Genomic DNA, 12647 nt, shown 5'->3' with positions numbered 1-12647 from the left:
ATCAATTCCCGGTCGCGGGGTTGGACAATTTGTCGACGCGCGGGCCATGGCGGCCGCCGCCGAAAGCGGTAGATAGGAAAGCGTCAAGGCAGGCCTTGGCCATGTCGATGCCTGTCAGGCGCGCACCCATGGCGATGGCGTTGGCGTCGTTGTGTTCGCGGGCCAGCGCCGCTGAAAGCGGTTCGGACACCAGCGCGCAGCGCAGTTTCGGATGGCGGTTGACGGCAATGGAAATGCCGATGCCCGATCCGCACAGCGCCACCCCGAATTCGGCCGTGCCATCGGCCACGACCGAGGCAAGCTTGTAGCCGTAATCGGGATAATCGACGCGATCGGTGGTTTCCGGGCCGAGGTCTGCGACTTCGTGCCCCTGTTCGATCAGATACTCACGCAGTTCGGCCTTGAGATCGACGGCTGCATGATCGGAAGCGATGGCAATGCGCACCTTGATTTCACCTGTAAGAGGAAATGGAATCGGCAAGAGAGCCCTTAGGCGCGGAGGCCCGCCAAGGCCAGTGTTGGTTAATCGGCGATGGTTCGCGCACGGCACTCCTCCAAGCGAGAGTTTGAGAGTGCCCAGACGAGCGGCAATGGCAATTCGCGCTCCACGGCGGTGCTCCGCCTGTCTCGTCAGTTACGCGAATGGCGGCTTCATAATGGCACGGGCCGGTCCGGTCAAGAACGGCAGATGCGCGAACCGGCAATGCCAGTCCGCGCATCTGTTCGCATGAATAAAGGCGATTATTGATCGAGGAAAGAGCGCATCTTGCGGCTGCGGCTCGGGTGCTTGAGCTTGCGCAGCGCCTTGGCCTCGATCTGGCGGATACGTTCGCGGGTCACCGAGAATTGCTGGCCGACTTCTTCCAGCGTGTGATCGGTGTTCATGCCGATGCCGAAGCGCATGCGCAGCACGCGTTCCTCACGCGGGGTGAGACTGGCCAGAACGCGGGTGACCGTTTCCTTGAGATTGGCCTGAATGGCCGCATCTACCGGGATGATCGCGTTCTTGTCCTCGATGAAATCGCCGAGATGCGAATCTTCCTCGTCCCCGATGGGGGTTTCGAGGCTGATCGGTTCCTTGGCAATCTTCATCACCTTGCGAACCTTCTCCAGCGGCATCGAAAGGCGCTCGGCCATTTCTTCCGGCGTTGGTTCGCGGCCCTGTTCGTGCAGGAACTGGCGGCTCGTGCGGACCAGCTTGTTGATCGTTTCGATCATGTGGACCGGAATACGGATCGTGCGTGCCTGGTCCGCGATCGAGCGGGTGATCGCCTGCCGGATCCACCAGGTGGCATATGTGCTGAACTTGTAGCCGCGGCGGTATTCGAACTTATCGACCGCCTTCATCAGGCCGATGTTACCTTCCTGAATAAGATCAAGGAATTGCAGGCCGCGGTTGGTGTATTTCTTGGCGATCGAAATCACCAGGCGCAGGTTCGCCTCGACCATTTCCTTCTTGGCGATGCGCGCTTCACGTTCGCCCTTCTGGACCATGTTCACGATGCGGCGGAATTCGCCCAGGCTCATGCCCGTCTGGCTGGCGATATCGGCGATCTCGGCGCGGATACGTTCCACCGGGTCGGCCTCGTTCTCGGCGAACGCGGCCCACTTCTTGTCTTTCTTCGCGTTGGCTTGCAGCCAGCCGTCGTCAAGCTCGTGCCCGATGTAGGAATCGAGGAAGTCCTTGCGCGGCACCTTGTGGCGCTCGGCAAGGCGGAGCATCTGCCCGCCAAGCGTGGTCAGCCGGCGGTTGAAAGCGTAGAGGTTGTCGACCAGAAATTCGATCTTGGTGGCGTGGAATTTCACGCTTTCGACTTCGGCGGTCAGTTCTTCGCGCAGCTTTTCGTACAGCTTTTCCTTGGCGGCCGGAAATTCGTCGCCCCGGCCCAGCGCTTCGACGCGTTCGGCCTGAATCTTCTCGAACTTGCGGAACAGCTTGGTAATGCGGTCGAATTTTTCGAGCGCTTCGGGCTTCAGAGCCGCTTCCATCTGGGCGAGGGAGAGGGTGTTGTCATCCTCATCCTCTTCTTCCCGACGGCGGCTGCTGCCTTCGCCATCCTCATCGTCGGAATTTTCGTCCTCTTCCTCGAGGTCGTCATCTTCCTTGTACGAGGGACCAGCGGTTTCCTCGCTGATTTCGCCGTTGTCGTCGTTCTCTTCCTCCATCTTCTCGACCGGAGGTTCCTTGGAAAGCATGGCGTCGAGATCGAGAATCTCGCGCAGTTGCATTTCCTCGTTGTTAAGAGCTTCGGACCACTGGATGATGGCGTGGAACGTGATCGGGCTTTCGCACAGCCCCAGAATCATCGTGTCGCGCCCGGCCTCGATCCGCTTGGCGATGGCGATTTCGCCTTCGCGGCTGAGCAGTTCGACAGCACCCATTTCGCGCAGATACATGCGCACCGGATCGTCGGTCCGTTCGACCGATTCCTTCTTCTTGGGCGCTTCGGTGACGAGCTTGGAGCCATCGTCGACACCGATTTCGTCGACGCTCGAATCGTCTTCCTGATTTTCGGCGTCTTCATCGCTTTCCACGATGTTCACGCCCATTTCGGAAATGGCCGACATGATGTCTTCGATCTGCTCGGAAGACATCTGATCCTGCGGGAGCGCTTCGTTCAATTCGTCGACAGTGACGAAACCGCGCCGTTTTGCGCGGGCAATCAGTTTCTTGATCAACGCTTCGTTGAGGTCGATCAGCGGTGCATCGCTGCTGTCGGTGTTCGCTTCGGACGCCATAATAGTGTTTTAGTCCATTCCCTGTTCGCCCTGTGCCGCGTGGGCGGCAGAAGACGATGACTCATCCTGTGCCGGCGCGGCAACGCGTTGCCGCGCCAATTGCCTCAACCGGTCGTCCAACGCCAGCTTTCTTTCGCGCAGGCGCTGCTGCTCGGCAATGGCGCCGTCCGGATCCGAATCGAACCGCGCCGTCGCCGCCGCGAGAGCGGCTTCGAGAGCGGGCCGTTCCACCAGTTGGGCGACGGCTTCGGCCAAGTCCTCGCGGGCAGACTGCGGATGTGGGTCTTCCAGCAGGAAGGAATATCGAGCATGATCCGGCGGCATTGCAAGGCTTTGCAGGTCTTTTATGGGGCTAGTTTCGCCTTTTTCAAGCGTTTCGGCATGATCGAGCAATATGTCGATCGCGCGTGCCGTTCCCGCATCGGGTGCCGCGTATGACGCCAGCGCTTCCGCATGGCGATGCAATTGGTCCGGGAATCGCGCAAGCCCGGCAATAACGGCATGAACCAGCCCATCGCGCCCGCCGCCCTGCGCAAGATGGCGGAGGCGATTCGCCGCGCCTTCGGATAGCCCGGCAGGTTGGGGAGAGCGGCCGGAAAAGGCGCGCGCGCCGGGCCCGCGCGGTGTGAATGCCGGGCGGGCTTCGCGGGGGGGATAAGCGAACGCGGAAAAGCGGTCGAGCAGTTCCCTGCGGTAGAGCCCCTTGATGTCGGGGTGGGCGATGGCATCCACATGATCCATCAGCCGCGCCTTGAGCCCGGCCTTGTCTTCAGGCGTGGCAAGCGGCCGCGCGGCATGCTCGTGCGCCCATAGCGTGTCCAGCAGGCTGGCGGGGTTGGCCAGCAACTGCTCCATCGCGGCGCGGCCCTGCGTTTTGATCAGATCGTCCGGATCGAGCCCCGACGGCAGGCGCACGATGGTCAGGGAATGGCCGGGGCGGAGCAGGGGAAGGGCCCGTGTAACCGCGCGCATCGCCGCCCGCTGCCCGGCTGCGTCACCATCGAAACACAGGATCGGGACATCGACCATGCGCCAGAGCAGTTCGATCTGCTGTTCGGTGAGCGCCGTGCCGAGCGGGGCGACAGCTTCCTCGATTCCGGCTGCTGCCAGCGCGATCACGTCCATGTAACCTTCGACGACGATCACGCGGTGGCTCTGGCGCGATGCGGGGCCCGCGCGATGGAGATTGTAAAGCGTGCGCCCCTTGTCGAACAGCGGGGTATCGGGGGAATTGAGATACTTGGGGGCGTCGGTCTTGTCTTTCGCCAGAATGCGGCCGCCAAAAGCGATCACCCGCCCGCGCGCGTCCTGAATCGGGAGCATCAACCGGCCGCGAAACCGGTCATAGGGCGGCTTGTCGTCCACCGCGATGCGCAAGCCGCCTTCGATCAGCATGGCTTCGTCGAACTGTTCCAGCGCGGATTTGAGCGCCGTGCGGCTATCAGGGGCATAGCCGAAGCCGAACCGCTCAATCGTGCGGGCGTTGAAGCCGCGCGTTTCCAGATAGGTGCGTGCCGCCGCCCCATCCGGTCCGGCAAGGCTGGCCACGAACCAATCCTGCGCGGCCTGCATCACATCATGCAATCCGGCCCGCTGCTCGGCCCGCTGCGCCTCACGGGGATCCGGGCGGGGGACTTCCATGCCCGCCTGCGCAGCCAGTTCCTTCACCGCATCCATAAACGTGAGGCCGCGCTGATCGGTCATCCAGCGGATCGCATCGCCATGCGCACCGCAGCCGAAGCAGTGATAGAACCCTTTCTCGTCGTTGACGGTGAAGCTGGGCGTCTTCTCGTTATGGAAGGGGCAGCATGCTTTCCACTCCCGCCCGGCGCGCGTCAGCTTCGTCGTTCGCCCGATAACGCCGGAAAGCGTGATGCGCGAACGAAGCTCGTCAAGCCATTGGGGGGAAAGAGACATCGGCCTCTGGCTGCGTTCAGCCGAAGCTGGCCTTTACGAGGCCGGACGCCTTGCCGAAATCCATCTGCCCGGCAAAGCGCGTTTTCAGTTCGGCCATGACCTTGCCCATATCCTTGATCGATTCGGCGCCGATTTCCGCCTTGATCGATTCGATGGCGGCGCTGACTTCGGCATCGGACATCTGTTGCGGGAGGAATTCCTCGATCACCGCCAGTTCGCCCTTTTCCTGATCGGCCAGCTCCTGGCGTCCGCCCTGTTCGTACATGGTGATGGATTCGCGGCGTTGCTTGGCCATCTTCTGCAGCACTTCGCTGATGACCGCGTCATCGTCGCCCGCAGCCGGGGCAGTGCGCAGTTCGATGTCGCGGTCCTTGATCTTGGCGAGGATCAGGCGGATCGCGGCCAAGCGATCCTTGTCGCGGGCTTTCATGGCGTCTTTCTGGGCCTGCGTAAGCGAATCGCGGAGCATCGGGGAACTTTCTTTTCAGTGAATTAGGAAGCCGTTCAAACGGGTTGGATATCCTAGCGGATATATTTGTTTACCGATAGCTTGACCCGGGGGCCGCCCGCGTCTAGCCGCTGGGCCTTAGCGCACATCGCCAAAACCCTTTTTACTGACGGAGCTGCCCCATGGCCGACGCCGCCTCTTTGCACGCGCCCCAACCCGATGGGGCGACCGGCGTTCTGGTTCTTGCCGATGGCACCGTGATCTGGGGCAAGGGCTTCGGCGCCACCGGCAGCGCGGTGGGCGAAGTCTGCTTCAACACGGCCATGACCGGATATCAGGAAGTGATGACTGACCCTTCTTACGCAGGGCAGATCGTCACGTTCACTTTCCCTCATATCGGCAATGTCGGAACCAACCAGGAAGATATCGAATCGCGTGTGGACGGGGCCGTGGGCTGCGTCGTGCGCGAAGACGTCACCCAGCCTTCCAGCTTCCGGGCGGAGCGCACGTTCGGCGACTGGATGGCGGATAACGGCAAGATCGGCATTTCGGGCGTCGATACCCGCGCGCTGACGCGCCGTATCCGCCTGTCGGGCGCGCCCAATGCCGTGATCGCTCACGATCCCGCCGGAAAATTCGATCTTTCCGCGCTTCTGGTGAAGGCCCGGCAGTGGCCCGGTCTCGAAGGCATGGATCTGGCCAAGGAGGTCAGCCGCACGGCGCAGGAAGAATGGCGCGGCGGGGCTTGGGCTTTGGGCCAGGGCTACGCGTCTGCTGACGATGAGGGCCGCCCGCACGTGGTGGCGCTCGATTTTGGAGCGAAGGACAATATCTTCCGCAATCTCGTGCAGGCCGGCGCCCGTGTGACCGTGCTGCCAGGGCAGACGGCACTGGAAGATGTGCTGGCCCACAATCCCGCCGGCGTGTTCCTGTCGAACGGCCCGGGCGATCCGGCGGCGACCGGCGAATATGCCGTGCCCGTGATTCAGGGGCTGCTTGAACGCGATGTGCCGATTTTCGGCATTTGTCTGGGCCACCAGATGCTCGGTCTTGCCGTGGGTGCGAAAACCGCCAAGATGCATCAGGGCCATCGCGGGGCGAACCACCCGGTGAAGCGCCTTGAAGACGGCGTGGTGGAAATCACCAGCATGAATCACGGCTTCGCGGTCGATAATTCCAGCCTGCCGGATACGATCGAAGAAACGCACGTTTCCCTGTTCGACGGCTCGAATTGTGGCATCGCGATCAAAGGCAAGAAGGCCTTTGGCGTGCAATACCATCCGGAGGCTTCGCCCGGCCCGATGGACAGCTTCTATCTCTTTCAGAAATTCGTGGGATCGCTCGGCTAATGCCCAAACGCACAGACATCTCCTCGATCCTCGTCATCGGCGCTGGCCCGATCATCATCGGCCAGGCTTGCGAGTTCGATTATTCCGGCACTCAGGCAATCAAGGCGCTGAAGGAGGAGGGCTACCGCGTGGTCCTCGTCAACTCCAACCCCGCCACGATCATGACCGACCCGGACATGGCCGATGCGACCTATGTCGAGCCGATCACGCCCGATGTCGTCGCCAAGATCATCGAAAAGGAACGCCCTGACGCGCTGCTGCCGACGATGGGCGGGCAGACGGCGCTGAACTGCGCACTCGATCTCGAACGCATGGGTGTGCTCGAAAAGTTCGGCGTGACTATGATCGGCGCCAACGCCGATGCGATCGACAAGGCGGAAGACCGCCAGCGTTTCCGCGAAGCGATGGACAAGATCGGCCTCGAAAGCGCGCGCAGCGGCGTGGCGCATACACTGGACGAAGCCATTGCAGTGCTCGAAACCACGGGCCTGCCCGCGATCATCCGGCCCAGCTTCACGCTAGGCGGCACGGGCGGCGGCATTGCCTATAACAAGGCGGAATTCGAACGCATCGTGCGCGAAGGGCTCGATGCCAGCCCGACGACCGAAGTTCTGATCGAGGAAAGCCTTCTCGGTTGGAAGGAATATGAAATGGAAGTCGTGCGCGACCGGCACGACAACGCCATTATCATCTGCTCCATCGAAAACGTCGATCCGATGGGGGTCCACACGGGCGATTCCATCACTGTCGCCCCGGCGCTGACGCTGACGGACAAGGAATACCAGATCATGCGCTCGGCCAGCATTGCCGTGCTGCGTGAAATCGGTGTCGAAACCGGCGGTTCCAACGTGCAGTTCGCGGTCAATCCCGCCGATGGTCGCCTGATCGTGATCGAGATGAATCCGCGCGTGTCGCGTTCGTCCGCACTGGCTTCGAAAGCGACGGGTTTCCCGATTGCGCGCGTCGCCGCCAAGCTGGCGGTGGGTTACACGCTGGACGAGATTACCAACGAGATCACCGGCGCCACTCCGGCAAGCTTCGAACCGACCATCGATTATGTCGTGACGAAGATCCCCCGGTTCACGTTCGAAAAGTTCAAGGGCGCCAAGGCCGAGCTGTCCACCGCGATGAAATCGGTGGGCGAAGTCATGGCCATCGGCCGCAATTTCAAGGAGAGCGTGCAGAAGGCGCTGCGCGGCCTTGAAACCGGGCTCGACGGGTTCAACCGTGTGATCGAACTGGAAGGGGCCGGGCGCGAGGAAATCACCGCCGCGCTGGCGGTGCGCGCGCCGGATCGCATGCTCAAGATCGGGCAGGCTTTCCGCGAAGGCTTCACCGTGGACGAGATCCACGCGATCACGGCTTACGACAAGTGGTTCCTGCGCCATATCGAGGAAATCATCGCGGAAGAGGCGCAGATTTCCGAACATGGCCTGCCGACTGACGCCGCCGGTATGCGCCGGATCAAGGCGATGGGCTTTTCGGACAAGCGACTGGCCACGCTGGCCGTGCGTTCGGTCCATGTCGCGGGTGGGCTGGGCGAAACCCAGGCCAAGCGTTCGGGCCTGCTGCACGATGCGATCCGCGCCATGGCCGGTGCCACCAGCGAGGAAGAAGTGCGCGAACTGCGCCACAAGCTGGGCGTCTATCCGGTGTTCAAGCGGATCGATAGCTGCGCGGCGGAGTTCGAGGCGATCACGCCTTACATGTACTCGACTTACGAAGCGCCGACGTTCGGTGAACCGGAAGACGAAGCCATGCCGTCCGACCGGCGCAAGATCGTCATTCTCGGCGGCGGGCCGAACCGGATCGGGCAGGGGATCGAGTTCGATTATTGCTGCTGTCATGCTTGTTTCGCGCTCGAAGATGCCGGGTTCGAAACGATCATGATCAACTGCAACCCGGAAACGGTTTCGACCGACTATGACACGTCAGACCGCCTCTATTTCGAACCGTTGACGGCGGAAGACGTGCTGGAAATCCTGCGCGTGGAACAGAGCAAGGGCGAACTGGCCGGCGTGATCGTGCAGTTCGGCGGGCAGACCCCGCTGAAACTGGCGCAGCCGCTGGCCAATGCGGGGATTCCGATCCTCGGCACGTCGCCCGATGCGATCGATCTGGCCGAAGATCGCGAACGTTTCGCCGCGCTGGTCGAAAAGCTCGGTCTGCGCCAGCCTGCCAATGGCATCGCGCGCAGCCGTGATGAAGCGGCGGCCGTGGCCGCGCGGATCGGGTATCCGGTGCTTCTGCGTCCGTCCTACGTCCTCGGTGGGCGGGCGATGGAAATCGTCGATTCCGAAGCGCAACTCGACAATTACATCGCCACGGCGGTGAACGTGTCGGGCGACAGCCCGGTGCTGATCGACCAGTATCTGCGCGATGCGATCGAATGCGATGTCGATGCGCTGTGTGATGGCGATCAGGTGGTGGTTGCCGGTGTGATGCAGCACATCGAGGAAGCGGGCGTCCACTCGGGCGACAGCGCGTGCACTTTGCCGCCTTACAGCCTGTCTGACGACATCATTGCCGAAATGGAACGGCAGGCCGAAGCGCTGGCCAATGGCCTCAACGTGCGTGGGCTGATGAATATCCAGTTCGCGGTGAAGGACGGCGAGGTTTACCTGATCGAAGTGAATCCGCGCGCCAGCCGCACGGTGCCGTTCGTCGCCAAGGCGATCGGTGATCCCGTCGCGAAGATCGCAGCGCGCGTGATGGCGGGTGAAAAGCTCGCCGATCTGCCCGGCATTCGCCGCACGGTGGATTACATGGCGGTGAAGGAGGCCGTGTTCCCGTTTGCCCGCTTCCCCGGCACCGATCCGGTGCTGTCGCCGGAGATGAAATCGACTGGCGAAGTCATGGGCATCGACCGTGCTTTCCCGATGGCGTTCTACAAGTCGCAGTTGGGGGCCGGGCTGCGCCTGCCGGAGCAGGGCGTGCTGTTCGTGTCGGTGAAGGACAGCGACAAGGCGGTGATCCTGCCTGCGGTCGAACAGATGATCGCCAATGGCTTCAAAGTCATCGCCACCGAAGGCACGCAGCGTTTCCTCTCCGAAGCCGGCCTGCCGGTGGAGAGAGTGAACAAGGTGCTCGAAGGGCGGCCGCACGTGGTCGACAAGATCATCGATGGAGATGTCGCAATCGTCTTCAACACCACCGAAGGCTGGCAGAGCCACAAGGATTCGCAGTCGATCCGTGCTTCGGCGCTGGAAGGCAAAGTGCCGTACTTCACCACCGCCGCCGCATCGGTCGCCGTGGCGAAGGCGATTGCGGCCGCGAAAACGAGCGAACTTGAAGTACGGCCGCTTCAAGATTATTACAGTTAGGACACCCGCATCTTCCCGCCATCAGGATCGGACCTAATCTATTCCAGCCCAACGGCATGGAATAGCTGGGAAAGGTTTGACCGGGAACGCTGCTAACGAGTGGGGAAGTTCGTATGGAAAAGGTGCCCATGCTGGCGGAAGGCTATGAAAAGCTGACCGCCGATCTGAAGGCCCTGAGGGAAGAACGGCCGCGTATTGTCGACGCGATCGAAGAAGCGCGCGCGCATGGCGATCTTTCCGAAAATGCTGAGTATCATGCCGCCAAGGAACGCCAGGGCCAGGTAGAGGCGCAGATCGCCGATATCGAAGACCGTGTGAGCCGGGCCCAGATTATCGATCCGACATCGCTTTCGGGCGACCGTATCGTGTTCGGCGCCACCGTGACGCTGCGGGACGATGACGATCAGCCTGTGCGCTATCAAATCGTCGGGCAAACCGAAGCGGATGCCAAAGTCGGACGCATTTCCTACAATTCGCCGCTGGGCAAGGCGCTGATCGGGCGCAAGGTTGGCGACGAGATCGAAGTGACTGTCCCCTCGGGCGACCGGTTCTATCTCGTCGACAAGATCGAGTTTATCTGACGCCTTATTTTGCGAATCTCATGATAAACGCGGCCTTACCCATGGTGAGGCCGCGTTTGCGTTTTTCGATAGGCGGCCCATCGGGCGCATGTGCGCCACGATGGAGCCATGACCTGTATCAAGCGCCGGGCAGTTCGGGTTCCAACAGCTTGTGCAGGTGTACGATCACATATTTCATTTCGGCATCGTCCACCGTGCGCTGGGCGTTGCTGCGCCAGGCTTCTTCGGCTTCGGTGTAGCTGCCGAACACACCGACCAGATCGATATCTTTCAGATCGGCGAATTCAAGGCTCTGGGGGTTCTTGACGCGGCCGCCCATGACCAGATGAAGAAGTTGCATATGTTCTAGGCCTTCGAAATGAATTGACGAACGGCCCCTCCTGGACAGTTCCCACGATTTTCCGGCGGGTCAGCGGCGGAAGCGCGAACCGAACCGGCCGGCAACGCTTTTTGCCTGTTGGGACGCCTGCTCGCCGGCGCTGCGGACATTCTGCGTTGCCTCATCGGCGAAACGCCCGATTTCCTTGCGCAGACCGGCAGTGCCGTCCGATACGCGTTCCCCTAGGTGTTCGATTCTTTTCTGTCCAGCATGCCCGGCGCTGCGGGCTGAATCGAGGCTCTGTTGGGCAAATGCGATGACTGCATCGGCGGCGAGGGCCAGCCATTTGATCGTCTGGGTGCGCGTGTCTTCGGGCTCGTTTTGCGCCCGGCGGCGGCGCTTGGGGAGAAGAGTGGCCAACACAGCTCCGGCGACCACACCACCGGCAATGGCAGTAAAGGGGTGGTCGCCAACGAAAGCCACGGCATTCTCCCGTGCTTCGCCCGCACGTTCGGCAAGGCGGCGGCTGTTGCGGGCCGATGCATCCTGCACCCGCCGTTGCATTTCCTGGAGTTTGGGATCGGCGTTCATGGCGTGTCATCCTTCTTAACTAGATCGTCGCCCCCTTGTGTTCCCCAGCCCAATCGGGCTTTCATTCCGCCAATTGCGCGGCCGATCGGTTCACGCTTGAACCAGAGCAGCGCGCCGCTGCCCACAGCAATCGCCGCCAGCCCGCCCAGCACAGCGCCCCGATGGCGGCGGGCGGTTTCCGCCATGCTTTCGGTCAGATCGGCCGCCCGATCCCCCGCACGATCAGCCAACGCCTTGGGCGTCAGGCCGATCCGCAGCAGTTCCACATCGGCCTGGAACACATCGTGGGCGGTATCACGCAGATCACGATATTCGGCGAGCTTCTGTTCGTGTTTGCCCATCGCTCAACCTTCGTCCCGGAATGCTTTTGAGATCAACTTGGCATTGCGAAGCGCCAAGACAGCGCAAAGAGCCGCAACCGCCAGCAGAACTCCGGCCACCACCGCGGTCGCTCCCCATGCCCCAAGCAAGGGAGCGAGAGCCAGCAAAGCGCCGACGATCAGCGCGAATACCGCGAGAACTGCGAGCGCCAGAGCAACGATGCCGAAGATCGCCGCGTTGCGCCCGCGTATCCCGGCATAGGCTATCCGCGTCTTCTGGAAAGCCAGTTCGGCTTCGACCAGGGTACGGCCGTCATCGATCAGAGTGGCGACATCCTCGAAAATCGAGGAATTGCCGCCATCCGATGCAACGGTTCGCTGGCTTACGGACTCGTGGCTTCCTTCATCCATGGCGAAGTTTCAGATAACCGGAACCGCGCCTCAATCTTTCGAGCCTTTGAACATCCGGGCAACCATGAAGCCCGCAACCGCAGCGAGGCCAACGGCGAGGCCAGGGCTCTTGCGCACGAATTCACGCGCTTCCTCACCCAGTTCATCGACCGACTTGGCATCAAGCTTGGCGGCGGTTTCCTGGATCGAACGGCCGGCGGACCGGGCATAATCGCCATATTTTTCGCCCAGCTTGTCATCGATCACAGCGGCATTGTCGGTTACGGCCTTGCCCAGCGCGGTCAGCGCTTCGCTGGTCTTGGCCTTACCGTCATGGGCCAGTTCGCCCACTTTCGCCTTGGCCTGTTCGCCATAGGCCTTTGCTTCGGTCTGCCAGTTTGCCTGCTTGTTCATAGCTTTCTCTTTCAGGGTATCTGCCTGGGTATGCGCTTCGCGCCCGAGGGCCGCCACTCCGGCCTTGGCTTCTTCCAGAGCCGAAGTGAACTTCGACTTTGCTTCGGCACGGTTGTCGACCGGGGCCGATTCGGTTGCTTCGGCCTTGGTGGAACGGGTGCTTTTCTGCGGGGAGCTATCAGCCATGATGGTTCCTATTCTGACGTGGCGGAGTGAGGGATTATTTCAAGGAAAAATGCCATTTTCCAGCCTGATT

12 protein-coding genes and 1 riboswitch are annotated in these 12647 nt (G+C 61.6%); of the genes, 3 read left to right on the top strand and 9 right to left on the bottom strand.

The features are described 5' to 3' along the window. Position 1: 1 nt before the first annotated feature. The 4 genes from rpiB to K5X80_RS10815 form a co-directional block, all read right to left on the bottom strand. On the bottom strand, positions 2–445 hold the full coding sequence (rpiB, locus tag K5X80_RS10830; RefSeq protein ID WP_222557756.1) for a ribose 5-phosphate isomerase B: 444 nt from the start codon (positions 443–445) through the stop codon (positions 2–4). 122 nt (positions 446–567) lie between these two features. Then, positions 568–648: riboswitch (ZMP/ZTP riboswitch) on the bottom strand. Positions 649–741: 93 nt separating this feature from the next. Further along, entirely contained in the window at positions 742–2739 is a 1998-nt protein-coding gene (rpoD, locus tag K5X80_RS10825; protein WP_222557755.1) for an RNA polymerase sigma factor RpoD, read from the bottom strand. Positions 2740–2748: 9 nt separating this feature from the next. Further along, entirely contained in the window at positions 2749–4656 is a 1908-nt protein-coding gene (dnaG, locus tag K5X80_RS10820) for a DNA primase (RefSeq protein ID WP_222557754.1), read from the bottom strand. A 16-nt stretch (positions 4657–4672) separates the two neighbouring features. After that, on the bottom strand, positions 4673–5125 hold the full coding sequence (locus tag K5X80_RS10815; protein ID WP_222557753.1) for a GatB/YqeY domain-containing protein: 453 nt from the start codon (positions 5123–5125) through the stop codon (positions 4673–4675). A gap of 161 nt (positions 5126–5286) precedes the next feature. Here K5X80_RS10815 and carA point away from each other — a divergent pair, with 161 nt between their 5' ends. The 3 genes from carA (at position 5287) to greA (ending at position 10357) form a co-directional block, all read left to right on the top strand. Continuing rightward, positions 5287–6453, top strand: coding sequence for a glutamine-hydrolyzing carbamoyl-phosphate synthase small subunit (gene carA / locus K5X80_RS10810; protein ID WP_222557752.1), 1167 nt, complete (start codon positions 5287–5289; stop codon positions 6451–6453). After that, a complete protein-coding gene (gene carB, locus K5X80_RS10805) occupies positions 6453–9776 on the top strand; it encodes a carbamoyl-phosphate synthase large subunit (protein WP_222557751.1) in 3324 nt (1107 codons plus the stop codon). The genes carA and carB overlap by 1 nt, the downstream gene beginning before the upstream one ends. A gap of 113 nt (positions 9777–9889) precedes the next feature. Next, positions 9890–10357, top strand: coding sequence for a transcription elongation factor GreA (gene greA, locus K5X80_RS10800; RefSeq protein WP_222557750.1), 468 nt, complete (start codon positions 9890–9892; stop codon positions 10355–10357). A gap of 118 nt (positions 10358–10475) precedes the next feature. Here greA and K5X80_RS10795 read toward each other — a convergent pair whose 3' ends face one another. The 5 genes from K5X80_RS10795 to K5X80_RS10775 form a co-directional block, all read right to left on the bottom strand. Next, on the bottom strand, positions 10476–10697 hold the full coding sequence (locus tag K5X80_RS10795) for a DUF4170 domain-containing protein (RefSeq protein ID WP_222557749.1): 222 nt from the start codon (positions 10695–10697) through the stop codon (positions 10476–10478). A 69-nt stretch (positions 10698–10766) separates the two neighbouring features. Beyond that, on the bottom strand, positions 10767–11267 hold the full coding sequence (locus K5X80_RS10790; protein ID WP_222557748.1) for a hypothetical protein: 501 nt from the start codon (positions 11265–11267) through the stop codon (positions 10767–10769). Then, positions 11264–11608: a hypothetical protein gene (locus K5X80_RS10785; protein ID WP_222557747.1), complete on the bottom strand. Its 345-nt coding sequence runs from the start codon at positions 11606–11608 to the stop codon at positions 11264–11266. Before K5X80_RS10785 ends, K5X80_RS10790 begins: the two co-directional genes overlap by 4 nt. A gap of 3 nt (positions 11609–11611) precedes the next feature. Continuing rightward, positions 11612–11998 (bottom strand): phage holin family protein, encoded by a 387-nt coding sequence (locus tag K5X80_RS10780; protein WP_222557746.1) that lies wholly within the window; start codon positions 11996–11998, stop codon positions 11612–11614. Positions 11999–12028: 30 nt separating this feature from the next. Further along, complete coding sequence (locus tag K5X80_RS10775) at positions 12029–12577, bottom strand: hypothetical protein (RefSeq protein ID WP_222557745.1); 549 nt, start codon at positions 12575–12577, stop codon at positions 12029–12031. Positions 12578–12647: the final 70 nt, after the last annotated feature.

The sequence above is a fragment of the Caenibius sp. WL genome (assembly GCF_019803445.1).
Lineage (GTDB): Bacteria > Pseudomonadota > Alphaproteobacteria > Sphingomonadales > Sphingomonadaceae > Caenibius.
Note: the sequence above shows the minus strand (reverse complement) of the source record. Positions and strands in the feature narration are given on the sequence as shown.

Bases quoted from the DNA above. Each gene is read 5' to 3' on its own strand.
- rpoD (WP_222557755.1), bottom strand. From the start codon at position 2,739: ATGGCGTCCGAAGCGAACACCGACAGCAGCGATGCACCGCTGATCGAC.
- dnaG (WP_222557754.1), bottom strand. From the start codon at position 4,656: ATGTCTCTTTCCCCCCAATGGCTTGACGAGCTTCGTTCGCGCATCACG.
- K5X80_RS10815 (WP_222557753.1), bottom strand. From the start codon at position 5,125: ATGCTCCGCGATTCGCTTACGCAGGCCCAGAAAGACGCCATGAAAGCC.
- carA (WP_222557752.1), top strand. From the start codon at position 5,287: ATGGCCGACGCCGCCTCTTTGCACGCGCCCCAACCCGATGGGGCGACC.
- carB (WP_222557751.1), top strand. From the start codon at position 6,453: ATGCCCAAACGCACAGACATCTCCTCGATCCTCGTCATCGGCGCTGGC.
- greA (WP_222557750.1), top strand. From the start codon at position 9,890: ATGGAAAAGGTGCCCATGCTGGCGGAAGGCTATGAAAAGCTGACCGCC.
- K5X80_RS10795 (WP_222557749.1), bottom strand. From the start codon at position 10,697: ATGCAACTTCTTCATCTGGTCATGGGCGGCCGCGTCAAGAACCCCCAG.
- K5X80_RS10790 (WP_222557748.1), bottom strand. From the start codon at position 11,267: ATGAACGCCGATCCCAAACTCCAGGAAATGCAACGGCGGGTGCAGGAT.
- K5X80_RS10785 (WP_222557747.1), bottom strand. From the start codon at position 11,608: ATGGGCAAACACGAACAGAAGCTCGCCGAATATCGTGATCTGCGTGAT.
- K5X80_RS10780 (WP_222557746.1), bottom strand. From the start codon at position 11,998: ATGGATGAAGGAAGCCACGAGTCCGTAAGCCAGCGAACCGTTGCATCG.
- K5X80_RS10775 (WP_222557745.1), bottom strand. From the start codon at position 12,577: ATGGCTGATAGCTCCCCGCAGAAAAGCACCCGTTCCACCAAGGCCGAA.